At 39.2% G+C, this 24,303-nt stretch carries 19 protein-coding genes; 7 read left to right on the plus strand and 12 right to left on the minus strand.

Going from position 1 to position 24,303, the window contains the following annotated elements; translation table 11 throughout:
• Nucleotides 1-3: 3 nt before the first annotated feature.
• From recQ to tig, 4 genes are all read right to left on the minus strand, one after another.
• Nucleotides 4-2,184, minus strand: a complete 2,181-nt coding sequence (gene recQ / locus ACGE0T_RS15595; protein WP_459187532.1) for a DNA helicase RecQ — start codon at nt 2,182-2,184, stop codon at nt 4-6.
• Between the two features lie 25 nt (nt 2,185-2,209).
• A complete protein-coding gene (clpX, locus tag ACGE0T_RS15600; protein WP_459187533.1) occupies nt 2,210-3,439 on the minus strand; it encodes an ATP-dependent Clp protease ATP-binding subunit ClpX in 1,230 nt (409 codons plus the stop codon).
• Nucleotides 3,440-3,492: 53 nt separating this feature from the next.
• The gene (gene clpP, locus ACGE0T_RS15605) at nt 3,493-4,158 is read right to left on the minus strand and encodes an ATP-dependent Clp endopeptidase proteolytic subunit ClpP (protein ID WP_459187534.1); all 666 of its coding nucleotides are present in this window, start codon (nt 4,156-4,158) and stop codon (nt 3,493-3,495) included.
• A gap of 191 nt (nt 4,159-4,349) precedes the next feature.
• Nucleotides 4,350-5,702: a trigger factor gene (gene tig / locus ACGE0T_RS15610; RefSeq protein WP_459187535.1), complete on the minus strand. Its 1,353-nt coding sequence runs from the start codon at nt 5,700-5,702 to the stop codon at nt 4,350-4,352.
• A gap of 328 nt (nt 5,703-6,030) precedes the next feature.
• Here tig and ACGE0T_RS15615 point away from each other — a divergent pair, with 328 nt between their 5' ends.
• Entirely contained in the window at nt 6,031-6,273 is a 243-nt protein-coding gene (locus tag ACGE0T_RS15615) for an RNA recognition motif domain-containing protein (RefSeq protein WP_459187536.1), read from the plus strand.
• A 440-nt stretch (nt 6,274-6,713) separates the two neighbouring features.
• On the opposite strand, the gene ACGE0T_RS15620 is transcribed toward ACGE0T_RS15615, so the two are convergent.
• Together ACGE0T_RS15620 and ACGE0T_RS15625 are read right to left on the minus strand one after the other, a co-directional pair.
• Nucleotides 6,714-8,810: a sensor histidine kinase gene (locus ACGE0T_RS15620; protein ID WP_459187537.1), complete on the minus strand. Its 2,097-nt coding sequence runs from the start codon at nt 8,808-8,810 to the stop codon at nt 6,714-6,716.
• A gap of 17 nt (nt 8,811-8,827) precedes the next feature.
• Entirely contained in the window at nt 8,828-10,927 is a 2,100-nt protein-coding gene (locus ACGE0T_RS15625) for a tetratricopeptide repeat-containing sensor histidine kinase (RefSeq protein WP_459187538.1), read from the minus strand.
• 295 nt (nt 10,928-11,222) lie between these two features.
• Here ACGE0T_RS15625 and ACGE0T_RS15630 point away from each other — a divergent pair, with 295 nt between their 5' ends.
• The 3 genes from ACGE0T_RS15630 to ACGE0T_RS15640 are packed head-to-tail and all read left to right on the plus strand — an operon-like array spanning nt 11,223 to nt 13,506.
• The gene (locus ACGE0T_RS15630) at nt 11,223-11,909 is read left to right on the plus strand and encodes a hemerythrin domain-containing protein (RefSeq protein ID WP_459187539.1); all 687 of its coding nucleotides are present in this window, start codon (nt 11,223-11,225) and stop codon (nt 11,907-11,909) included.
• A gap of 7 nt (nt 11,910-11,916) precedes the next feature.
• Nucleotides 11,917-12,525, plus strand: coding sequence for a response regulator transcription factor (locus ACGE0T_RS15635; protein ID WP_459187540.1), 609 nt, complete (start codon nt 11,917-11,919; stop codon nt 12,523-12,525).
• 51 nt (nt 12,526-12,576) lie between these two features.
• Nucleotides 12,577-13,506, plus strand: coding sequence for a CPBP family intramembrane glutamic endopeptidase (locus ACGE0T_RS15640; protein ID WP_459187541.1), 930 nt, complete (start codon nt 12,577-12,579; stop codon nt 13,504-13,506).
• An 87-nt stretch (nt 13,507-13,593) separates the two neighbouring features.
• Here the strand turns inward: ACGE0T_RS15640 and phoU are convergent, their stop codons facing one another.
• The 6 genes from phoU to ACGE0T_RS15670 all read right to left on the minus strand — a co-directional run bounded on the left by phoU (nt 13,594) and on the right by ACGE0T_RS15670 (nt 20,313).
• The gene (gene phoU, locus ACGE0T_RS15645; RefSeq protein WP_459187542.1) at nt 13,594-14,271 is read right to left on the minus strand and encodes a phosphate signaling complex protein PhoU; all 678 of its coding nucleotides are present in this window, start codon (nt 14,269-14,271) and stop codon (nt 13,594-13,596) included.
• Between the two features lie 73 nt (nt 14,272-14,344).
• Nucleotides 14,345-15,097 (minus strand): phosphate ABC transporter ATP-binding protein PstB, encoded by a 753-nt coding sequence (gene pstB, locus ACGE0T_RS15650; RefSeq protein WP_459187543.1) that lies wholly within the window; start codon nt 15,095-15,097, stop codon nt 14,345-14,347.
• 168 nt (nt 15,098-15,265) lie between these two features.
• Nucleotides 15,266-16,153 (minus strand): phosphate ABC transporter permease PstA, encoded by an 888-nt coding sequence (gene pstA / locus ACGE0T_RS15655; RefSeq protein ID WP_459187544.1) that lies wholly within the window; start codon nt 16,151-16,153, stop codon nt 15,266-15,268.
• A 7-nt stretch (nt 16,154-16,160) separates the two neighbouring features.
• Entirely contained in the window at nt 16,161-17,351 is a 1,191-nt protein-coding gene (gene pstC, locus ACGE0T_RS15660) for a phosphate ABC transporter permease subunit PstC (RefSeq protein ID WP_459187545.1), read from the minus strand.
• Nucleotides 17,352-18,304: 953 nt separating this feature from the next.
• A complete protein-coding gene (locus ACGE0T_RS15665; RefSeq protein ID WP_459187546.1) occupies nt 18,305-19,801 on the minus strand; it encodes an acetyl-CoA hydrolase/transferase family protein in 1,497 nt (498 codons plus the stop codon).
• Between the two features lie 80 nt (nt 19,802-19,881).
• Nucleotides 19,882-20,313 (minus strand): hypothetical protein, encoded by a 432-nt coding sequence (locus ACGE0T_RS15670; protein ID WP_459187547.1) that lies wholly within the window; start codon nt 20,311-20,313, stop codon nt 19,882-19,884.
• Nucleotides 20,314-20,565: 252 nt separating this feature from the next.
• Here ACGE0T_RS15670 and miaB point away from each other — a divergent pair, with 252 nt between their 5' ends.
• The 3 genes from miaB to ACGE0T_RS15685 all read left to right on the plus strand — a co-directional run bounded on the left by miaB (nt 20,566) and on the right by ACGE0T_RS15685 (nt 24,300).
• The gene (miaB, locus tag ACGE0T_RS15675) at nt 20,566-21,933 is read left to right on the plus strand and encodes a tRNA (N6-isopentenyl adenosine(37)-C2)-methylthiotransferase MiaB (protein ID WP_459187548.1); all 1,368 of its coding nucleotides are present in this window, start codon (nt 20,566-20,568) and stop codon (nt 21,931-21,933) included.
• A 204-nt stretch (nt 21,934-22,137) separates the two neighbouring features.
• A complete protein-coding gene (locus ACGE0T_RS15680) occupies nt 22,138-23,268 on the plus strand; it encodes a BF3164 family lipoprotein (RefSeq protein WP_459187549.1) in 1,131 nt (376 codons plus the stop codon).
• Nucleotides 23,269-23,421: 153 nt separating this feature from the next.
• Entirely contained in the window at nt 23,422-24,300 is an 879-nt protein-coding gene (locus ACGE0T_RS15685) for a cell division protein FtsX (RefSeq protein ID WP_459187550.1), read from the plus strand.
• Nucleotides 24,301-24,303 lie beyond the last annotated feature (3 nt).

Genomic DNA, 24,303 nt, shown 5'->3' on the forward strand with positions numbered 1-24,303 from the left:
TAATCAATTTGCCATTTCAGACAAAAATTTAATACGAACCAGACGTATTTCTTCTTCCGTATAATCCCCGCCCAATTCCTCAATCGCATCATCCAGACCATCTGTTTCCGAATCCTTAAAATATTCATAGATGTCTTCCACATGGTCTTCATCCATCACATCATTCAGGAAGTAATCAATATTGATACGGGTACCGGAATAAACAATAGCTTCGATTTCATCCAACAGTTCGTTAAATTCAAGTCCGTTCGTCATTGCGATTTCATCCAATGCCACCTTACGGTCTATACGTTGTATGATGGACACCTTCAATTTGGATTTATTTGCAACAGTACGTACACGAAGATCTTCCGGACGTTCTATTTCATTCTCTTCTACATGTTTCTTGATTAACTCGACAAACTCTTTGCCATAACGTTTCGCTTTACCGGCTCCTACCCCTGGGATATTCTGCAATTCATCCAAAGTTACAGGATAAGTTGTTGCCATAGCCTCCAATGAGGGGTCTTGGAAAATAACAAAAGGAGGAACTTCCAGACGTTTGGATAACTTCTTACGCAAATCCTTCATCATGGAATATAAAACAGGATCTACGGCACAAGTTGCACCTCCACGAACCGGAGCTTCTTCTTCCTCTTCATCAAATTCGTTATCCTTGGTAATCTTAAACGAAACGGGCTTCTTAATAAAGTCTTTTCCTTTGGGCGTTATTTTTAACAGACCGTAATTTTCTATATCTTTAGCCAGATATCCGGCAATCAAAGCCTGGCGGATAACAGCATTCCATGTTTTTTCATCTTCATCCTGTCCTGAACCAAAGATTTCCAGCTCGTTATGTTTATAAGACTGGATTTCGGAGGTTTCATTACCCACCAACATGTTTACAATATATTCTGCTTTAAACTTTTCTTTCAATGTACCGATAACTTCCAGTACTGCACTTAATAATTCTTTTGCTTCCACTTGCTTTTTGGGGTTCAAACAATTATCACAATTACCACAATTATCTTCCAGATATTCCTCACCAAAATAATGCAATAACACTTTCCGGCGGCATACTGAAGTTTCAGCATAAGCCGCTGTTTCCAACAACAACTGCTTACCTATCTCCTGCTCTGCTACAGGTTTCCCTTGCATAAACTTTTCCAGCTTCTGCAAGTCCTTATAAGCATAAAAGGCGATGCACTGCCCTTCACCACCATCACGCCCGGAGCGTCCGGTTTCCTGGTAATATCCTTCAAGACTTTTCGGTATGTCGTAATGAATTACATAACGAACATCCGGTTTATCTATTCCCATTCCAAATGCGATTGTTGCCACAATCACATCAGCCTGTTCCATCAGAAACGCATCCTGGTTGGCCGAACGTTGCTGGGAATCCATACCTGCATGGTAAGGCAGTGCTTTTATTCCGTTTGCTTTCAAAATATCGGCAAACTCTTCCACTTTCTTACGGCTCAGGCAGTAAATAATTCCGGATTTTCCTTCGTTGGATTTAATATATTTAATTATCTCACGATCTATGTTGGCACCTTTCGGGCGGATTTCATAATATAAATTGGAGCGGTTAAAAGAAGATTTAAAAACAGAGGCATCAATCATACCCAGGTTTTTCTGGATATCATGTTGTACTTTCGGTGTTGCCGTTGCAGTCAAAGCCACCAAAGGACGCTTACCGATCTCGTTTATAATCGGACGGATACGACGGTATTCCGGACGAAAATCATGTCCCCATTCCGAAATACAGTGTGCTTCATCCACTGCATAAAACGAGATATTTACTTGACGAAGGAATTCCACATTTTCCTCTTTTGTCAACGACTCGGGAGCTACATACAATAATTTCGTTTTTCCAGATAAAATATCATCCTTTACCTGGTCTATTGCCGACTTATTCAGAGATGAGTTTATAAAATGGGCTATCCCATCTTCCTCACTGAAGTTACGCATGGCATCCACCTGGTTTTTCATAAGTGCTATCAACGGGGAAATAACAATAGCCGTACCTTCCAGCATAAGAGAAGGCAACTGATAACATAAAGACTTCCCACCACCGGTCGGCATCAACACAAATGTGTCCTTTCCTGCCAGCACATTTTCGATGATCGCCCTCTGAGTACCTTTAAAGGTATCAAAACCAAAATACTTTTTGAGCTCCTCTGTTAAATGATCTTTTTTTGCCATACTCAATTATATTTTTTACCGCCAACTAAGCTACCTGTAAACGGTTTACATCCGATTTCTCAAACTTTTCCTTCGCATACTCCACTGTTATGTGAAGCGACTTTTCGTTTGCCGAAGGCATCGTATACATAGCATCCATCATAATGGCTTCCACAATGGAACGTAAACCACGAGCCCCAAGCTTAAATTCAAGAGCTTTATCCACTATAAACTCATAAACAGCCTCATCAAATGTAAGTTTTATTTCATCCATTTCAAACAATTTGACGTATTGTTTAATAATTGAATTTTTTGGTTCCGTCAAAATACTACGCAATGTGGCCCTGTCTAACGGGTTCAGATAAGTCAGAATAGGCAGACGACCTATAATTTCCGGTATCAGTCCGAATGATTTTAAGTCCGTAGGCGTAATATATTTCAGTAAATTGTTCCGGTCTACCTGAGCCGTTTCCGTTGTTGCCGTATATCCTACTACATGAGTATTTAAACGCTGGGCTATTTTCTTCTCTATTCCATCGAAAGCACCTCCGCATATAAATAAAATATTCTTCGTATCCACCGCTATCATTTTCTGTTCCGGATGCTTACGTCCACCCTGAGGCGGTACATTTACAATAGAACCTTCCAGCAACTTCAACAGCCCTTGCTGCACACCTTCTCCACTCACGTCGCGAGTAATAGACGGATTATCGCTTTTACGGGCGATCTTATCGATTTCATCAATAAAGACAATGCCACGCTGAGCCGAGTCCACATCATAATCAGCTGCTTGCAGTAAACGGGTCAATATACTTTCAATATCCTCTCCCACATAACCGGCTTCGGTCAATACGGTTGCATCCACTATAGCAAACGGAACATGAAGCAATTTAGCAATTGTACGAGCCAGCAAAGTCTTGCCGGTACCCGTAGCTCCTACCATAATAATATTTGACTTCTCGATCTCTACATCATCCGATGTTACCTTCTGGATCAAACGTTTATAATGATTATATACGGATACAGACAAATAACGCTTTGCATCATCCTGCCCTATCACATACTGATCCAGGAATTTCTTTATATCCTCGGGTTTAGGAAGCTGGTCACGACTTAAGCCGAAAGAGCTCTTCGCCCCGGGTTTTTGTTCTTTTACAATTTCATACGCCTGCTGTGCACATTCATCACAAATAGCGCCCGATATTCCGTTAATCAACATATTAACGTCCCGGCTACTACGCCCGCAGAACGTACAGGTATCCCCTGTTTTGGTCATTCCGTATTTGTTTTTTAAACAGGGCAAAGCAATGCTCTGCCCTTACATTAATATTACTTATTACGAACAAGGACTTTATCTACCATACCATATGCTACAGCTTCTTCTGCTGTCATCCAGTAATCGCGGTCGCTATCCCGCTCCACTTCCTCATACGGTTTTCCCGAGTGGGTAGATATAATTGTGTACAACTCCTTTTTTACTTTCAGGATTTCACGAGCCGTAATTTCAATATCGGAAGCTTGTCCCTGTACACCTCCCAGCGGCTGATGAATCATTACGCGGGAATGGGGCAAAGCCATACGCTTTCCTTTGGTACCTGCAACTAATAATACAGCAGCAAAAGAAGCAGCCATACCCGTACAAATCGTAGATACGTCACTACTGATAAACTGCATCGTATCATAGATACCATAGCCTGCATATACAGAACCACCGGGAGAGTTAATATAGATAGAAATATCTTTTCCCGGGTCACTTGAATCCAGATATAATAATTGTGCCTGAATTACATTTGCTGTATAATCATCAACCTGTGTACCTAAGAAAATAATACGGTCCATCATTAACCGTGAAAAAACGTCCATCTGGGCTACATTCAATTGGCGTTCTTCAATAATCGTAGGAGAAATATAACTACTGGTAATGTTCATATAACTATCCAGTGCGTTGCCATTCATCCTTAAATGCTTTGTTGCATACTTTCTGAAATCTTCCATAATCTTTAGTCTAAATTATTGCCGAAAAACCATAAAAAAAGGGATTCCTCTCAAGCTTATCGGAATAACAAAGTTATAAATAAATTTCTGAAAGAAACAACTTATTTGCTATCCTGTAAGATATTTTTTAGAGAGAAAGCCCCTTTTACGCACAAAAAAGCAACTCAAAAGCTGCTTTTTCTGATATACGATTATTCAAAAAGTTTATTAAACTCTTCGACTGTCATTGTTTTTGTATCCAGCTCAACCTGTCCTTTCAACCATTCTGCCAATTTTTCTTCTACGGCACGGTCAATAATATTCTGCAAAGTCTGTTTGTTCTTCAACATATCTTTTGCATAGTTGCTCAACACATCTTCCGGAACAGAAAGCATTCCATACTGAGCAAACTGAGCCTTAGCTACACGTTTTGCAAAGTTTTCAATGTCTGCATCTTCTACTTTCAGGTTGTTTTCTTTTACCAATGCTTCTTTTATCAAATGATACTTCAAATCATTGATAATCTGAGGATATTCTTCATCAATTTTTTCTTTGGTATTCTTTTCGTTAGCTACAAGCAACCAACGTTTCAACAAATCTTCTGCAAAAGAAAGTTCGCCTGCTTTTTCTACCAATAGATCGCGTGTATCTGTCAGGAATTTAAAATCACTTTGTGGAGTGAATTGTTCCAAAATAGCTTCGCGGATTTTATTTTTAAATTCTTCTTCACTAGTTACTGTGCCTTCACCAAAGACCTTGTCAAACAGTTCCTGGTTCACTTCTGCACTCTTATGACGGGTTACTTCTTTAATTTCAAAACTGAAATCACCAGTAATACCGGCAACCGCACTCTTGTCTACTTTCAGAAATGAAGAAATCTCAGATTCAGCACCTTCGTAAGCTTTATTCGGATTGAATATAACTACAGCATTTTTCTTAGCACCGATAAATTTAGCCTTTTCAGCCTCATCCTTGATATACATCGGCATTAATACAGCATCTTCTACAACAATACCACCTTCTTTCGGAGCACCGTTTTCAAGTTCTGCAACTGTACCTTTTATCAAATCTTTCTCTTCAACGTCTTCTACTTCATCGTAAGCGCCATAGTTTGCCTGATAAGACTCTATTTGCTTGCCTACCATTTCATCATCAATAACAACCTGATAATAAGGAACTTTATCACTCTTAGACAATGCTATTTTGATTTCAGGAGCAAAAGCCACATCAAAACAGAATTCAAATTCATCCTGTGTATCGAAATTAATTTCTTTCTGTTCTGTTTCGTTAGGCAGAGGTTCGCCCAAAATGTTCAGTTTGTTTTCACGGATATAGTTATACAGATTTTCAGAAACCAGCTTATTGATTTCTTCAACCAATACATGTTTACCATACATCTTCTTTACCATACCCATCGGTACCATACCCTTACGGAAACCCGGTACATTTGCTTTCTGACGGAAGCTGCGCAGGCTCTTTTCCACCTTTTCAGCATAATCAGCAGGTACTATTTCCAATTTCACAATGCCTTTGGTAGCATCAATGTTTTTAAGCGAAACGTTCATTCTGAATGATTTATTTAATTAATAGTCGTATCAAATTTTAGGGTGCAAAATTAGTTTTATTCTTTTAATATCGCAAATTGTTTGCATAAATTGTTATAAGCCGCATAAAATTAGAAGGTCGCATATTTTTTTGAGGCTAAATTATTGTTTTTCTAAAATAAATGTATTCCTTTGTGGTGTAAAAAGGTACAGGCCTTGGACGTACATAACATTGTTTTTTTATTTCTTCATTTACTTGTTACTTGTCGAATTATCACTCACTGTTACGAATTCCGGTTTTTTACTTTTTTCTCATTAGTAACAATTTATTTTTTTAATTTTCTATTTTATGAACATTTATGTTGGAAACCTGAACTATCGTGTTCGGGAAGATGATTTAAAACAAGTTATGGAAGAATACGGATCTGTTGAATCCGTAAAAATCATCAAAGATCGTGAAACCGGTAAATCTAAAGGCTTTGCTTTTGTTGAAATGTCTAACGATGCTGCTGCTCAAAAAGCTATCGAAGAATTGAACGAAGCAGAATTTGAAGGCCGCCAGATGGTAGTAAAAGAAGCTCGCCCAAGATAATTTTACACCGATAAAGAAATGGAAGGGACTGTCTTTAATCAGACAGTCCCTTTTTTTATGTTTTGATTCGTACTTCTTATGCAGAATATGCAACCCCCTGAAACTTTATGAAACGTATTTGACAGCCTTTTCTTTTTTGACCTCTGCTTTCTTAAAATTTAATACGATGATTTTAAAAATCATCTCGATGTTTCTCCCAAAAGTAACCAATGAAATATTCTTTTGACAATTATAAAAATATAAACTGACAGCTATAAAAATAAAAAACAACATATATCAAAAGCAATTACTATAATCATCAAAAGAAAATATTGTCGGTATCTTTTTAGGAAAAGAAGCCGACAATTTTTAAAAAGTAACCGTTCTTTTTTAGAAATCAAAAGTATCTGTATTTTGTATGTAGATACAATCCTAGAGAGCCTATAGAGTATCTATCTTCTTTATACTACTTCACAGGGATATACCAGGACAAAACGGGCACCATCCACATATTCAGAATCAACAAAGATGGTTCCACCTAAACGGTCGGCTATGATACTGCAAATAGAAAGTCCCAAACCGGCGCCAGGTTTATAATCATCTAATTTCTCAAAACGCTTAAACACATCTTTTTGTTTCTCAAGAGGAATGCCACATCCGGTATCAGTTACGGCTATACGTACTTTATTACCCTCCGGCTCTAACCGATAAGACAGGTTAATCTCCCCTTGCTGAGTAAATTTTGCAGCATTCGTTAATAAATTAGTCAACTGCTGTTGCAAACGCAATGTGTCCGTAGATATTATTATATTTTCCGGAGACGGAGTAAATGTCAACTTCACACTCCCAGACACGCGGTGACGAACACTGTCCAATGCCATTTGGCAACATTCCTTCAATTGATATTTTTTTATGTTAAAAGTCATATCACCGGCCTCTATACGCGACAAATCCAATACATCATTCAACAGGTTTAACAGCAAGTCCGTATTATTCTTAATAATATGAATATATTCCTCCCGTTCTTCCGCCTCAACAGAAGGTTCCACTAATAAACCTGAAAAACCTACAATTGCATTCAAAGGTGTCCGTATCTCATGGCTCATATTGGCAAGAAAAGCACTTTTCATAAGACTGGCATTTTCTGCACTCTTTTTCTCTTTTAATAAATTACTTTCAGATTCAAGCAGGGCATCCTTTTCATGTAATAGCTCATTCTTCAATTGACGGGTACGTTTATAATACCTGAGCAATACATAAAAGACAATCAATAGTACCAAAGAAAGCGAAACTGAAAAAACAAGTTGTTTTTTCTGATGTTCCATCCGTTGATTACTCAGCTGCAATTCATGTTCTTTTTTTTCTTTTTCGCGTAGCTCATGAAAAGCACGTAATTGATTGATTTGCCGAAAAAATGTTTCATTGTTTTCTTGCAATGCTATATCATACAATTCGTCACACAACACCAATGCCTCTCTATATCGTCCCAGATGGTTCAATATATCAGCTTTCATTCTCAGGTCTTCAGGTAAACGTTCTGTTCTCAAGACCTCATCCAGATAATGGAGTGCCAACGTGTGATTTCCTATTTGTTCATAATAACGTGCCTTAACAGCCAAATAGGTATTAAGCGCATAGTCACCTTCTATTAGGATATTTCCATTATATTTAGTAGCCATGTCCAATGCTTCTTTAGCCTTGTCCATTTTATTTTCCTTCAAATATAAGCTCGTATAAAAACTATACAATAACCAATATTCCCGCTCTACAAGACAAATATCACCGACCTGTTCATTCAATTTAGCCTGTTCATCTATAAAAAATCTGTAGCGTTGCAATATTTTTTCCGCCCACTCAAATTGTGTCGTACGAACTGCACTTTCCGCCTGATAAGAAGCAAGCCGTATCAAAGAATAATCTTTCTTTCCAATACTCAATATTTGTTTCAAGGCATCATCAAATGCATCAATCGCTTCATCGTCATGCCGTATTCGTTGGTAAATCAGGCCTAATGTTTCTGTACAACGAGCCATACCATATGGAGATTTGTGCTTTTCTACCAACCGGTACAGTTTAGTCGCTTCATCCAATGCCATCTCATAATTCTTATCCCACAATAAGGATTGTGCCAAAAGACTTTTCGCTTCATAAAAAACATCCGGATATTCTTTCCGTATCAAAATTAGCGAGTCTATTTTTCCTATCCAGTAGATCATACTATCACGACCACCGCTCAAATTATAATAGTATTCAACCAAACCACCTAACGATGCATAAATCGCTTCTACAGAATCTATCCGCAATGCTATATTTAATTGTTGTTTTAAAAAGTCAAGACGTATTGGCGATTCCTGTGATAAATCAGATAGCAAAGACAAAATAGAAATCTTTTGTTTCGGATCTGCAGATCGGGATAGCACCTGCTGCAAACTATCTATTTCATGTATATTTTTTTGCGATAATACAGCCGGTGCGTCCGAAGCAAGTAAACATAATCCCAAAAGAATTACCAGAATCCTTTTGCAACTTCTTGTTTGTATACCATCTTTCCAATTCATAATCGGGCATTTTTCAATCAAGATTCCTTTGTTACTTCATTATTCATCGGATGAATAAAAACAAAACGAGCACCATTTTTATAGGAAGGATCAATAAATAACCTCCCACCCAAACGGTCTGCAATAATACGGCAAATGGGTAATCCTAATCCTGTCCCTTGAGCAAACTCATCCAATTTTTCAAAACGTTCGAAAATACAGTTCTGTTTATTAAGCGGAATGCCACATCCAGTATCCGTAACAACCAAACGGACTTCTTGTCTCCCATTATCAATTTCAAAAGAGAGCACAATCTCTCCTTCTTTTGTAAACTTGGCTGCATTAATCAATAAATTCACCAATAATTGCTGAACCCGGTACGGATCTGTATTCAAGGCAAAAGAATCGGATGCCGGAACGAAAGAAAGATGTACACCCGGGGCAAGCCGATGCTCCATTTCGCTCATGGATTTCCGACAACAATCCAGCAAATCAACCGGCTGAATATTAAAAATAATATTCCCGGCCTCCAGACGGGACAAATCGAGCACATCGTTTATCAAATTCATCAACAATTCCGAATTTGTATTGATTGTAGAAGCAAACCTTTTTTTCTCATCTTCTTTATAATCTTTATCTGTCAACAATTCTGAAAAACCAACTATCACATTCAAAGGAGTTCGTACTTCATGGCTGATATTGGAAATAAATGCGGTTTTCATTTGATTGGCAAGAATTGCTTCTTCTTTCATTTTCCATAATTGCTGTTCAGATTCCACCAATGATTTTTTTTCAACCAGCAATTCATTCTTCAGTTTCCGGATACGCAAAAAATACACACATAAACGATATAACAGAATGAGCAGCACAAACAATATTATAACCGAAAGGACTAATAAACGCTGCCTGACGATAACCTGTTCATTTTGAACTTTCAGAATCCGGTCTTGTTTCTCCTGGTCGTTTAAATCATTCAATTCGTTAATCTGGGCAATCTGTCGGGTGAAAGCTTCTTCATTTATCTTATTTGTTTCTTCCAGTAACTCTTTATATACAGGAATCGCTTCCTTATCTTTTCCATAAAGGCGCAGTATACTGACTTTCAAAGAGAGTGCATTCAAATCGCGCTTCAAAACAAGGGCCCGGTCTACATAAATTAGAGCTTGGGAATAGTTTCCTGTCTTTTGGTAATAGGAAGCCTGCATCATATAATAAATATACCGGACAAAATCTGTACTTCTTTCGCTTATATAGCTGGATGCTTTTTCTTTATAAATACGGGCCTCTTCCATTTTATCTTCTAACATGCATAAATCCGCATAATAAGAATTTATGATTATTCGATACTCATCAACAGAATAATTCTGTCCTGTGGTTTTACATTCCTTTTCTATCTTATTAAGCAAACTATCATACCGTTCAAATAACAGAATAGCCTTTTCATATTTCGACAAAGGAAGGCAAGACATGATCATTTCCGGATAAAAGTCCAACTTCAGTAATATGAACTTATCATCATCCTGTCTATCAAGCCATCCCAAACATTTTTCAAAAGCAATTAAGGCATCTTCATTTCTGTTGATTTTCTGGTAAACAAGAGCCAGTGCATAATTCGCCCACATCAAACCTTCCTCATGGTTTTCTTTTCCAGCCAAGTCCAATAGCTTAAGAGCCTCATTCATTGCCACCTCATAATTGTTGTCCCACAAATAATCCTGGCTAATCAAGCTTTTAGCAATAAATAAAGCGTTCGGACATTCCCCTCTTGCAAGCGCCAAAGCAGTTATTTTATCAGCCCAAAATAAAAGACTATCACTCTTATCTTCATAATAATAATACAGACCAAGACGCACCATGGCATCATACATGATATTCACAGAATCAATTTCCTGTGCTAAAACAACTATATCTTTCAGATAAACAACTTCTTCCGGTCGATGCCAATATAAATCAGCCAAATCTTTCAATACCGGAATCTTGGCTTGAGAAGTCGACAATTGAGGTAATATTTTCAATAAACTGTCAGAGCGCACCATACTAATAGAATCTCTGGCTGATAAGTAGCCCGACGACATTAGGATACATACCAACACAATACTTCTAAAGGAATAATAAACAAACGCGTGCTTAACGTTCATAGGTGCATTTTAACAGCGGCAAAATTACAATAAATTATTTAAATCGAACTTATCAATCCTAAATGAGTTTACATTTAAAACCATTAAAAATCAAAACATATAGCAACGACATCATCCTAACTTTCCCCAAAAGGGAAGTATCTTCTTTTTTCAAAAACTGGTCTGTCAAAATATCACATTTTTCTTACCACTACCTACTTATTGCTATCATTTCATTTATTATCCCCACAAATAGGTATTGCCCACTCTTGTAACGCCCAATACCTTTGCGTCAATTAAAATTATAACATAATTCATGAAAAACAGACAATACAGGGAAACGGATAAAATGGGTGACCTGATATGCGAAAACTATGCAATGGTTTTAGTAATGAGCCGCTTTGGTATTGATTTAGGTTTTGGAGAAAAAAACATCGGGGATGTTTGCCGCCAGAACGGTATCGATTCACAAACGTTCCTGACGGTTGTGAATTTCTTGATAAAAGGAGAAAATACAACTGGAACAAAGAAAGATATATCCATTATCTCATTAATAACTTATCTGCATAACGCACACGATTATTTCCTAAACTTCCGTCTCCCGCATATACGGCATAAACTGACAGATGCAATCACGAACTGTCCTAAAGATGTTGCTTATGTCATTCGACAATTCTTTGACGAATATGCCGAAGAAGTACGCAAACACATGTCATATGAAGAAAAAACCGTATTCCCCTATGTACAAAACTTGTTGAAAGGAGAAAAAGACCCCAGATACAATATATCCATCTTTCGTAAGCGGCACGACCAGATAGAAATGAAAATCACGGAATTAAAAAACTTATTGCTCAAATATTATCCGGGACCGGATAGTAACCTGCTAAACAGTGTTCTCTTTGATATCTTCGCAACCGAACAAGATTTGGCTTCTCATAATCAGGTAGAAGACTATCTCTTTGTTCCTGCCATTTTAGCGATAGAAAAAACATATAATAAATAATACAGCAATGTCCACAAATATTAAAATCACGATTGCCGAACCATCCGCCATCATTCGCTGTGGACTGGAAACACTCCTCAAACGACTGACAGGTTTCCGCATACAAATCTCGGAAGTAGCCGTAAAGGAAAATCTTGCAGAGAGCCTGTGTATTTATAAACCGGATATACTGATCATTAATCCTTCCATTCCCGGAGCATTCAACCTGTACGCTCTGAAAGAAAGTTGCAGCTGCCCTAATATGAAATGTTTTGCCCTTTTATATACAATTACAGACCCTATACTTCTCCGTCCCTATGATGACCAAATATCCGTATACGACAGTATTGATGAAGTAAAGCATAAACTGGAACGGCTCAATGCAGATGAAGCTCCTGAAATTGAAAAAGGAGAAGATGATTCGCAAACTCTCAGCAGCAGGGAGAAAGAAATAGTCGTATGTGTTGTAAAAGGTATGACTAACCGGGAAATAGCAGACCGTCTTTACCTGTCGACTCATACGGTAATTACACACCGGCGCAATATCGCCCGAAAACTACAGGTTCATAGTGCCAGCGGCCTGACTGTATACGCCATTGTAAATAAATTAATCGAACTGAAAGACCTGGATAATTAATAATAAAAAACTTCTGTCTATCTTTGACCTTTGTTTTTTATATTGATATGTATGCAGATAAAAGGTATATACGCCGGAAAACCGGCATTATTTCAGTTAATAGTCTTACTGCTGTTCATTCTGGCAGGAAGTATTATTTCTTCTTTCATTTCATTGGGACTATTCTATGCTTTCTATGGAGCATCTGTTAATCTGAACGAATCCCCCAATATGATGCGGATCGTCCAGTTTCTGTCCGCTATCGGAACATTCCTTTTCCCGGCGGTAGGTATTGCCTATACGTGCAGCCATAATCCGGCAAAATACCTTTCCATCCGAAAAATACCCAAAGGAAATATTTTGCTACTGACTTTTGTTTGTGTATTCCTGCTATCACCAACCATCAGCCTGACAGGACTTCTGAACAAACAAATGGTATTACCTGATTTTCTGGCCCCTGTGGAACAATGGATGATAGATCAGGAAGCCCTTGCCGAAAAACTGACACTTTCTTTAATTTCCGATAACCGGTTGCCTATAGTTCTTTTTAATTTGCTTGTGATAGCAGTAACGGCAGGTATTACAGAAGAATTTCTTTTCAGGGGAGCTTTACAGCGAATTATCGAAGGTTGGACAAAAAATCACCACATTGTTATCTGGAGTGCAGCATTCCTTTTCAGTGCTTTTCATTTACAGTTTTTCGGATTCCTGCCACGTATGTTGTTAGGCGCTTATTTCGGTTATTTGCTTTATTGGAGCCGGAACATATGGATACCTGTATTCGCCCATTTTGTAAACAACGCATTTGCTGTAATAGGCATGTCCGATGAAAAACTCAGAAGCAATGAGTTTGTCACCGGAGATATTTCTTCACAGCACCTACTGCCCTACTCGATTGCAGCAGTAATTACCTTAATCCTACTCTATTTTTGTACAAAAAAAATAAAAGAAGAGCTGGCTTCGTCGGCGAAGCCGACGAAGCAGTTGACAGTTGACAAGTGACAGTTGACAGTTAAGCTTCGCGCCCGATATACTAATCGGCTGAAAGCCGAAAATAACTGTCAACTGTCACTTGTCACTTGTCAACTGTCAACTATTTTCCGCTTTTCCCATATGCTTCATCACCTTTGCATCCAGATAGAAGATTAATTCCTCTGCAATATTTGTACAATGGTCGCCGAAACGTTCCATTTTCCGAATTACACCTGCCATATATAAACCGGAAAGTGCACTTCCGGGATGAGTTTCGATATATTGGGCGATAATAGGTAATGATTTATGGTTAATATCGTCAATCAAGTTGTCTTTCAGGAAAATACGGGAAGCTATTTCCGAACTTTCTTTTTCAAAGGCCTCCTGGGTCAGAGCGATCATGCTCAGAAGTTCTTTCAGCATTTCTTCCACACGGGTAATCCGTATCAATTCCGGGTCCAGAGGTTCATCTTCAGGCATATTTCCGGCAAAACGGGCTATGCTTTCGGCAAAGTCTCCCAAGCGTTCCAGGTTTGTATTAATCTTATACATTGCCAATACAAAACGCAAATCGATTGCCACGGGAGCATAAAGGGCGATGATGTCTTCACAATCGCTGTCAATCTTCAACTCAAAGGCATTCACACGGCGTTCGCGGCTCAGTACTTTATAGGCAAGTTCCTTATCACCTGTCAGCATCGCTTCTCCGGCATTATATAACTGTTGGTGGACAAGGCTCCACATTTCGCTGATACTATTCTTCAGCGCTACTATTTCTTGTTCTATAACTTTCATATCTGTTCTGTTTTTATTCTTTCCCTGTTTATAAAAAATATAACTCCGGATGTGATTTACTCTTATACATCTCCTATCCGAAACGGCCCGTTATATAATTTTGAGTCGATTCTTTTTCCGGATTCGTAAATATTTTACGGGTATTCCCGTATTCAATCAGTTCACCCAGATAAAAATAACCGGTTTTATCACTTACACGGGCAGCCTGCTGCATATTATGTGTAACGATTACAATCGTATATTCTGTTTTCAGTTCATGGATTAAATCCTCAATCTTTCCGGTTGAAATCGGGTCGAGTGCCGAAGTCGGTTCGTCCATCAATAAAATAGAAGGGGAAATAGCCAGGGCACGTGCAATACAGAGACGCTGTTGCTGGCCTCCGGACAAAGCAAAAGCAGAATCTTTCAGTTTATCTTTTACTTCGTCCCAAAGAACTACCTGCTTCAATGTTTTCACGACTGTTTCTTCAATAAAGCTGTTGTCTTTCACTCCATTCACCCGCAGGCCATAAGCTACATTTTCAAAAATTGTCTTTGGAAATGGGTTCGGCTTCTGAAATACCATCCCCACATTTTTACGAAGCTGGTCTACTTTCTCGCTTTTATCATAAATATCCCTTCCGTCTATCAGGATTTTTCCTTCCAGACGTGTTTCCGGGATGAGGTCGTTCATTCGGTTAAACAAACGGAGAAATGTAGACTTGCCACAACCGGACGGGCCGATAAAGGCGACCGAGGTGTTTGCTTCTATTTCCATGGATATATTTTTCAATGCATGGAAATCCCCATAATAGAAGTCTACATTTTGAGCATCAATCTTTATCATATTATTTATCATTATTATCTTTATGATGTTTTTATTAGCTAATTATTATCTTTCTATGGTCGTCATCACTTATTTGCCATTTTCCGTTAGCTGTATACCGGTTTTATGAGCTTTATATCATAATTTCATGGCTTTTTGATGATGTTTTTATTAGGTTCCTGTGATGTTTCAGTTCATTTTCACCTTTTTCGCAAAATAACTGCGGAGCGCATTAGCAAGCAGATTAACCACCAACACGATTGCAATCAACACAAGAGCCGTTCCGTAAGCCATACCACGCGAAGCTTCGATATCCGTTCCACTGGTTGAAATCACATACAAATGGTAAGGCAATGCCATACACTGGTCGAAAATACTTCCCGGCAGTTGGGGAAGGAAATAAGCCGCAACCGTAAACAGGATAGGTGCCGTTTCTCCCGACACACGCCCGACAGACAGGATTAGCCCTGTGATTATATTCGGAAATGCCATCGGTAAAACCACCCGCCGGATTGTCTGTAATTTAGTCGCTCCCAAAGCAAGGCTACCATGGCGGAACGAATCATCTATACTCTTCAACGCTTCTTCCGTTGTACGTATAATTAGCGGCAAAGACATCAGAGCCAATGTAAACGAACCTGCAATGATGGAGTCTCCCCATCCCAACGCATTCACAAACAAAGACATACCGAACAAGCCAAATACGACAGACGGTACCCCGCTCAGGTTGTTTGTCATTATACGGATGAAACGTACCAGTTTCCCGTTTGTAGCGTACTCATTCATATAAATACCACTCATGATACCTATCGGGAAACTAATCAGGCTACTGCCGAGTATCAAATAAAAGGTTCCGACAATTGCGGGGAAAATACCACCTGCAGTCATCCCTTCTTCCGGCGCTTTAGTCAGAAAATCCCAACTGATAACGCTTCCTCCTTTTATAATAATGAAACCCAGTATGATAAACAAAATCACTACAACCAAATAACTCAGGAAGGTAAAGAAGCCAAATGCCACTTTCTGGGACATTCGCTTATTCGTATCTATGTTTCCTACTTTTTGAACAGGTGCCATAACTTTATCAGATTTTTCTTTTAGATGAAATATATTCTACCGTGATACTCAACAACAAAGTGATGAGGAACAAAACCGCTCCCAGAAGGAATAAGGCTTCATAATGCGCACCGCCAGCCGGAGCTTCACCAAGTTCTGCAGCAATTGTTGCCGGAATAGTACGTACAGGCTCAAAGAAAGAGGTCGGTATTACAGCAGCATTGCCGGTTACCATCAATACAGCCATCGTTTCTCCGATAGCACGCCCGATACCTAACACAACCGCCGAAGTAATGCCGGAAATAGAATACGGAATGATTACTTTATAAATCGTCTGCCATTGGGTAGCCCCCAAGGCAAGACTTGCTTCTTTCATAGCACGCGGCGTTGTACGCATAGCATCTTCCGCTACCGTAATAATCGTAGGAAGCGCCATGATAGCAAGAACGACACTTCCAGCAAAAGCAGTTTCCCCAACCGGTAAATCCAATGTTTTTTGGATAAGCGGCACAATCACTACCAACCCGAAAAAACCATAAACAACAGAAGGGATTCCTGCAAGCAATTCTATAATCGGCTTCAGCATATCGCGGGTCCGCTTATTTGCAATCTCCGCCAGATAAATAGAAACCGCCAAACCGAAAGGAAGCGATAAAGCAATAGCCCCGATACTGACCAGCAACGTTCCGAGCAGTAAGGGTATCAATCCGAATATCGGTGCCGGAGTTGCTGTCGGATACCATTTCGTTCCTCCAAAAAATTTTCCCGGAGTAATATTCTCATCAGGGAGTACCCTGCCCTGAAAATCATCCGCCAACAAATATTGTTTTGGGAAAAAGGCGATAATTCCCGGTTCACGGGCAACCAACTCACTTATCTTTTGAGGAACATGCTGAAACTCATCACCCAACTCTTCTTCTGAAAAATAATTTGTTAAATCAGAAAAACGAAATACAAGGATATCCTGGTCTGTACCTCCTATTTCGTTCCAGTTTGTAATCTCTCCGTCAAAAACATCCATAATTTTTTCCGGGGAAAGGTTCTCTACCGTGTTGGCATTATTCACTGCCAGCACATATCCTTCTTCTACCGCCGGAGTATTAAACAGTCCACCGGCTTCCTTAAAAAGGAAAAAAACTATCAGCAATATGGTGAAGCTACTGACCCCTCCGCTGATAAGTAATCCTCCTTCTACTATTTTCTCGAAAAACTTTCTCACGTTGCTTATCATTTTTATTCTGTTGCAAAGGAACGAAACAGATATTAAGAAGCTGTTACAAGCAATTGAATGAGGTGTTACATTCGTATTTCAAATTGGTTACAGGGGGTGGTTTTCCCTTGAATCCCACCATGTCAGGAAATATTCCTGCATATTTCCTGAAAACCGAATAATTCCCGAACAATGAAAACAAATTACGAATTACATTATGCCGCACCTCCTGAAGATGTCCAGCTATACTTTTGTCAATTTGACAAAACAACCGTTCCCAGCTTCGCCTATACCGAGGATAATCCAAGGCGCTTTTCCAATATGCCACTCTCGAGAGGTTTAATTTTTCCGCTTTGTTAGCGCTGAGACTGGTATACTTACTAATTGAATCAAGAGGCGGATAGTATTTATTGGACGCGGATGACGCGAAAAACGCGGATTAAGAAATGAAAAACTGTATTAATCCGCGTTTTTTTGCGTCATCCGCGTCTAATCATATTGTTATTTTTTTGAGGAGATAGCAAGCTAATTGATATCCGCGTAATGTTAGCTTTACAGACCATTCCAGAGTCGCGTCTCTGCTTAATAACATCGAAAAACGAAACATATATGCTTTGAATTCAAAACATATATGTTTTAAATTCAAAATACAGGTGTTTTGCCGCGCAGATTATTGTTTTTTGGTCCGCAGATAATTGGAATTAGTTGCGGAAACAACTGGAATTACCCACCAAGTAAATGAAAACAGGTGCCGGACAGTGTTAAAAATCTCCCGGTTTGACATCTAAAAGAGACAGATTCTTCCTGAAACAGCTTTTATACACAAAGCCTAAGTTAGCAATAAAGGGAATATACTTTCAATATGTCATAAAACAGCGCCGAATACCTACATACAGTAATACACAAAAAGGGCTGCCTAAAATGAATTAAGCAGCCTTTTGTCGTATTAATAGTTATATCTATTACTTATTATATTTGCTCCAATCCACATTGTGCATATCGCCACTTGCAGCCAATTCTTCATGGAAGGCAAAGCAACATTTTAAATTTTGAGGCGTATGTCCCTTAATGCCCATTTCCAGATATTCATTCAACAACGGTCTGTAGTCCGGATGAACGCAATTTTCAATGATGCAACGTGCACGTTGTATCGGAGACTTACCACGCAAATCAGCCACACCGTATTCAGAAATAATTATCTTAACCGAGTGTTCGCTGTGGTCGAGGTGAGAAACCATCGGAACAAATGCGCTAATCTTACCATCTTTAGCTGTAGAAGGAGTAGTAAAGATGGACAACATAGCGGAACGGGTAAAGTCGCCGGAGCCACCTATACCATTCATCATCTTGGTTCCTGATACGTGAGTCGAGTTGATATTGCCGAATATATCAGCTTCCAGTGCTGTATTGATAGCAATCAAACCTAAGCGGCGTGCCACTTCCGGGTTATTGGAGATTTCTTGCGGACGCAATAAAATTTTATCCTTAAAGAAGTCCAGATTAGCATAGATTTCACGAATCACTTCATTGCTGACCGACAGAGAACAACCGCTTGCAAACTTAACACGGCCTTCTTTCATCAAACTGATAACAGCATCCTGGATAACTTCGGTATATACATTGAAAGCAGGAATGTCCTTATTGGCGCCCATACAACCAAGCACTGCATTAGCAACATTACCTACCCCACTCTGCAATGGAACAAATTCTTTCGGCAGACGACCAGCCTGAATTTCAGAAACCAGGAAGTTGGCAACATTCTGTCCGATAGCCATTGTTACATCATCCAGCGGAGTAAATTTACCACCTTCGTTCGGTTCTTCTGTCCTGACTACGCCAACAATCTTGGCCGGATCCACTTTCACAAACGGGCTACCGATGCGGTCGGAAGGCGTATAAATAGGAATTTCACGACGGTAAGGAGGATCTGCCGGTTCGTAAATATCATGCATGCCACGGATTTCTTTCGGATGGCGGCTGTTCAATTCTACAATGATACGGTCTGCCATACGACAAATAGTAGGCAGGATACCCACACCACTGGTAGGAACGATTTCACCGTCTTCAGTTACATCGGCAGCTTCAACGATTGCAACGTCTACCTTACCGAGAAAACCATAACGCAAATCCTGAGCCAATTCAGAAAGGTGCATATCGAAATACTGAGCGCCATGTGCATTCAGCAAAGCACGTAAATCCTTATTTGACTGATACGGAGTACGGAACTTGATAGCATTGGCACGCGCCAGTTCCCCGTCCAGTTTATCACCTGTCGAAGCACCGGTAAACATACCAATCTGGAAAGGATTGCCTTTTTCATGCTCTGCAATTGCTTTTCTTGCAATCGCTCCGGATACAACTTTAGGACATCCAGCAGGAGTAAATCCACTAAAGCCTACATTATCATCGTGATGTACGAATGAAGCAGCCTCTTCAGCTGTAATAAATTTTAAAGCCATGATATTATATTGTTGTTAAATAAGTTAATACATCAACATTAATCAGAACGGGCACAAAGGTATTAAAAAAAGGAAACGGATTAATATTTACGATTTAGTATTTCGCTATAAATAACCGCTTTTCGTAATTCTGCGGCATTATCAAAATCCATATCATCCAACAAGCTATCATCTACCGGATTATCGGCCATAATACTTTGCCGGGCAATAGAAGTTGCCTTAGAAGCATTCTTTATATTTTCAAATGATGCGGGTGACGCGGCTTTAGGTGTTTTCTGCTTCTTTTTACTGGTAACGACGGGCTGTACAGGTTGTGTTTTTTCCTGTTGCATTTCTTCCAACAATTCCCAAAAACCTTTCTGGGGAGCCTCCTTGTGTTCCACGACAATTTCCCTGCCGGGTTGCCCAAGCACTTCCGTAGGATGTTTTTTCTTTTTCTTAGAACTTAGTAAACCACTAATTCCTGCAACAATCAGAAAAACAATATAAAGCCAATCGCCTGCATTATCCATAACTTTTGATTATTTTTGCACTCCAAATGTAGATAAAATTATTTAGAAGTGAAAGAGAGGAAAGATATAAACATTATAAAAGTAAATAAGGGTAACTTCACAGCCACCCTTATTCGATTTAACCAAAACCTTAACTATGAAAAAATTTACGTTTTTCGTATGCAAATATAACCGGCGGTTTTGAACTACGCAAACGTTTGAAGGATTATTTTTGACAAAAATACTTATTTAACTATAATTAATTATTACAAGATGACTATTCAAGAAAATGACGCGGACTTAAAATCTGCGTTCACAGAAAAGAGATTGTTCATTGAAACTTATGGCTGTCAGATGAATGTCGCAGACAGCGAAGTTGTAGCATCCATCATGCAAATGGACGGTTATTCGATGACTGACAAAATAGAAGAGGCTGATGCTATCTTTGTAAATACCTGTTCTGTCCGCGACAATGCAGAACAAAAAATTTACAGCCGGCTCCAATATTTTCAATCGTTAAAAAGAAAAAATAAATCCTTAATAGTAGGTGTATTAGGATGCATGGCTGAACGTGTGAAAGAGACGTTAATTAAAGAGCACCATGTCGACCTGGTAGTAGGTCCTGATTCCTATATGGATTTACCGAATTTAATCGGAGCAGTCGAGCATGGCGAGAAAGCCATCAACGTTGAATTGTCCACCCAGGAAACTTACAAGGATGTAATCCCGCTAAAGATAGGCGGCGTCCATATTTCCGGCTTTGTATCGATTATGCGCGGGTGCAATAATTTTTGTACCTATTGTATTGTTCCTTATACCCGCGGACGCGAACGCAGCCGGGATATCGAAAGTATCTTAAATGAAATCCGCGACATGCGCGACAAAGGATTCAAAGAGGTAACCCTTCTCGGACAAAACGTAAATTCCTACCTATTTGAGAAAGACGGAGAAAAAATTTCATTCCCAATCTTGCTGGCACGTGCGGCAGAAGAAGTACCGGAAATGCGTATCCGCTTTACAACTTCCCACCCCAAAGACATGAGTGATGATACTTTACACGTCATTGCAGCCCACGACAACATTTGCAAGATGATTCATTTGCCGGCGCAGTCGGGCAGTTCGCGCATCCTGAATGTCATGAATCGCAAGTATACCCGCGAATGGTACCTGGACCGCATTGCCGCTATCCGCCGCATTCTTCCTGATTGTGCTATTTCCACCGACTTATTCTGCGGTTTCCATTCCGAAACAGAAGAAGATTATCAAGAAACGCTTTCACTCATGCGTGAAGTCGGATACGATAGCGCTTTCCTTTTCAAATATTCGGAACGTCCGGGTACATACGCCTCAAAACATCTTCCGGACACGGTATCTGAAAAAGAAAAAGTACGCCGCCTCCAGGGCATGATAGACCTGCAAAACCAACTTTCCGAAGAAAGCAACAAACGGGATATAGGCAAAACTTTTGAAGTACTGATTGAAGGTTTTTCAAAGCGTTCCCGTGAACAATTGTTTGGCCGTACAAGCCAGAACAAAGTGGTAATTTTCGATAAAAAGAATTATCATGTCGGACAATTTATAAAGGTTCGCATCAACCGCGCCTCCTCAGCCACTCTTTTCGGAGAACCGGTTGAAGACTGATAAGAGACAGAATACAGACACTGGTTTTGTAATTTTTGTTATTTCAAACCCTAAATAACACACCTAAAAAGACAGAACCAGTGTCTAAGTAGAATCCGCTACTCGATTGTATTAGTAATGGTGTTTTAGATTAAAACATATACGAATATTTCGTAGACAAATAATTTATCGTATCTTACGCCTATTAATCTAATATGAAAAACTATGAGCAAATATTACTCGCTTTTTATAGTTTTCGGGGTGTTTTTAGCATCCTCCTGCCAGCATAAAAAAGCAGAATCATCGGTAATTGCTGCTAAAACCGATACTGTTATAACCGAAGCCAGGCTTCCTCCTTTAGAAGCCGGGGATGTGTTCCTAAAAAATAAAAATCCATTTGAAAGTATTATCGAATTAAAAGGCGAACATATAGCAAACGATACTTTCATCTTTAAACCGGGAGAACCCCATATGATTATTTGCGGAAATAAATTGATAACATCCAATTTATCCCGCCAGCAAGGCGACGGACAAGTTCTTATCTTCAATTACCCGGAAATGGTACATCTGAAATCGCTTGCCCCTCGCGGGAATGGCGCGGATGAATTTGCCTATCCGTCAATTATCCCAACTCCGGACACCACATTATATGCCTACATTTTCGAATCCACCCGCGAACAACTTTATAAACTGGATAAACAGGGGAATATCACTCCGGATTTTCATTTTCCAACCTCCAAACAAGGTGGATATTGGAGCAGCAAACAGGACATTGTCAACCTGGGACCTGAAGACTTTATTTATGCGGATGACAGTAAAACCGGAAAGAGCATCTTCCGCGTCTATAAAGAAAAAGATTCGGTTATAACAAAAGAATTACTCAGCCTGCAACTGAATCCTAAACGGAAATCACCTTTTACCTATATTGGCGATTTTGGTGTCAATCCGAAGAAAAAGCGAATGGTTTATGCTTATAAATATTTCAAGATACTAAAATTCATAGACATGGAGACGAATGAAGTCCGCACATTAAATTTCCAACAGGGAGATTTCAATGACGGCTCTTTAAAAATGGCCGATGGCTTGGATCAAAATGTCACCCACTATTGGGGTATGTGCGCACAGGACAACTACGTTTATTGCCTGTACAGCGGACGTACTCCTGTGGAAGTAATGCGGGACTTCGGTAAAGGAAAACATTATATATATGTAGAACAATTTGACTGGAATGGAAACCCTGTCAAAAAATACAAACTGGACCATTGGGGATATTTTTCGGTGGATGAAAAAAATAAAAGGATTATCATGATGTCTACCAATGATGACGACCCATTCTTTTTCTTCCAATTACCCTAAGCCCACATTTATTATACGCGGATTCAAGTAGTTAAAGAATTATAAAGAAGCCGCTGTTCCATAAAATATTCGTTCTTTTGCAAAAAAATTGGGAGGTATGTTCTCTAATGCATGCCTCCCCAATTTACTAAATAATAATCAAGGTTACGTCTAATGGCTGAAAAGAATAAGGTAGGGGCTGTTTCTTTTTTTAATTCTCGTTTGACTTCCATTATCAGTATCTCATTGGTACTCTTTCTTTTGGGACTCATTTTTTTGATGGGATTATTAGGAAACAAGCTCTCGGTATATGTAAAAGAGAATATTTCGTTCTCCATTATTTTAAAAGACAACCAAAAAGAGGCGGATATCAAGAAAATGCAAAAAACACTTGATACAATGCCTTTTATCAAATCGACAGAATATATTTCCAAGGAACAGGCTGCGAAAGAACTGGAGGAAGAACTGGGAGAAAACCCTGAAACATTTCTTGGCTTCAATCCGCTTCAAGCTTCCATCGAAGTAAAGTTGCACTCCGAATATGCCAATCCTGACAGCTTACAGTTAATCGAAAAAAGAATCAAAAATTATACGACCGTATCCGATTTGCTCTACCGTAAAGATATGATGCAAATGGTGAACGACAACATGAAGCGTGTCAGCATTATTTTGCTCGGACTTGCCGTCATGCTTATGGCGATATCATTCGTTCTGATCAGTAATACAATACGCTTGTTGATTTATTCTAAACGGTTCCTGATTCATACGATGAAACTCGTTGGAGCGACTCCCGGATTTATCAGAAAGCCCTTTGTAAGGTATAATGTGGTAAGTGGCATTTTCGCGTCTATCCTTGCGATATTAATGCTTACCGGAGCATTATATTATTTGCAAAATGAGTTATCCGGCTTTATTCAATTGCTGGATATTAAAACGTTGATTTGCCTATATGCCGGCGTATTGGCTATGGGTATTATCTTATCTATACTGGCAACAGTCGTTGCCGTAAATAAATACCTCAGAATGCGTGTTGATAAACTTTATTATATATAATGT

The organism is Parabacteroides sp. APC149_11_2_Y6, assembly GCF_054506995.1.

Bases quoted from the DNA above. Each gene is read 5' to 3' on its own strand.
- recQ (WP_459187532.1), bottom strand. From the start codon at position 2,184: ATGGCAAAAAAAGATCATTTAACAGAGGAGCTCAAAAAGTATTTTGGT.
- clpX (WP_459187533.1), bottom strand. From the start codon at position 3,439: ATGACCAAAACAGGGGATACCTGTACGTTCTGCGGGCGTAGTAGCCGG.
- clpP (WP_459187534.1), bottom strand. From the start codon at position 4,158: ATGGAAGATTTCAGAAAGTATGCAACAAAGCATTTAAGGATGAATGGC.
- tig (WP_459187535.1), bottom strand. From the start codon at position 5,702: ATGAACGTTTCGCTTAAAAACATTGATGCTACCAAAGGCATTGTGAAA.
- ACGE0T_RS15615 (WP_459187536.1), top strand. From the start codon at position 6,031: ATGAACATTTATGTTGGAAACCTGAACTATCGTGTTCGGGAAGATGAT.
- ACGE0T_RS15620 (WP_459187537.1), bottom strand. From the start codon at position 8,810: ATGAATTGGAAAGATGGTATACAAACAAGAAGTTGCAAAAGGATTCTG.
- ACGE0T_RS15625 (WP_459187538.1), bottom strand. From the start codon at position 10,927: ATGAACGTTAAGCACGCGTTTGTTTATTATTCCTTTAGAAGTATTGTG.
- ACGE0T_RS15630 (WP_459187539.1), top strand. From the start codon at position 11,223: ATGAAAAACAGACAATACAGGGAAACGGATAAAATGGGTGACCTGATA.
- ACGE0T_RS15635 (WP_459187540.1), top strand. From the start codon at position 11,917: ATGTCCACAAATATTAAAATCACGATTGCCGAACCATCCGCCATCATT.
- ACGE0T_RS15640 (WP_459187541.1), top strand. From the start codon at position 12,577: ATGCAGATAAAAGGTATATACGCCGGAAAACCGGCATTATTTCAGTTA.
- phoU (WP_459187542.1), bottom strand. From the start codon at position 14,271: ATGAAAGTTATAGAACAAGAAATAGTAGCGCTGAAGAATAGTATCAGC.
- pstB (WP_459187543.1), bottom strand. From the start codon at position 15,097: ATGATAAAGATTGATGCTCAAAATGTAGACTTCTATTATGGGGATTTC.
- pstA (WP_459187544.1), bottom strand. From the start codon at position 16,153: ATGGCACCTGTTCAAAAAGTAGGAAACATAGATACGAATAAGCGAATG.
- ACGE0T_RS15665 (WP_459187546.1), bottom strand. From the start codon at position 19,801: ATGGCTTTAAAATTTATTACAGCTGAAGAGGCTGCTTCATTCGTACAT.
- ACGE0T_RS15670 (WP_459187547.1), bottom strand. From the start codon at position 20,313: ATGGATAATGCAGGCGATTGGCTTTATATTGTTTTTCTGATTGTTGCA.
- miaB (WP_459187548.1), top strand. From the start codon at position 20,566: ATGACTATTCAAGAAAATGACGCGGACTTAAAATCTGCGTTCACAGAA.
- ACGE0T_RS15680 (WP_459187549.1), top strand. From the start codon at position 22,138: ATGAGCAAATATTACTCGCTTTTTATAGTTTTCGGGGTGTTTTTAGCA.
- ACGE0T_RS15685 (WP_459187550.1), top strand. From the start codon at position 23,422: ATGGCTGAAAAGAATAAGGTAGGGGCTGTTTCTTTTTTTAATTCTCGT.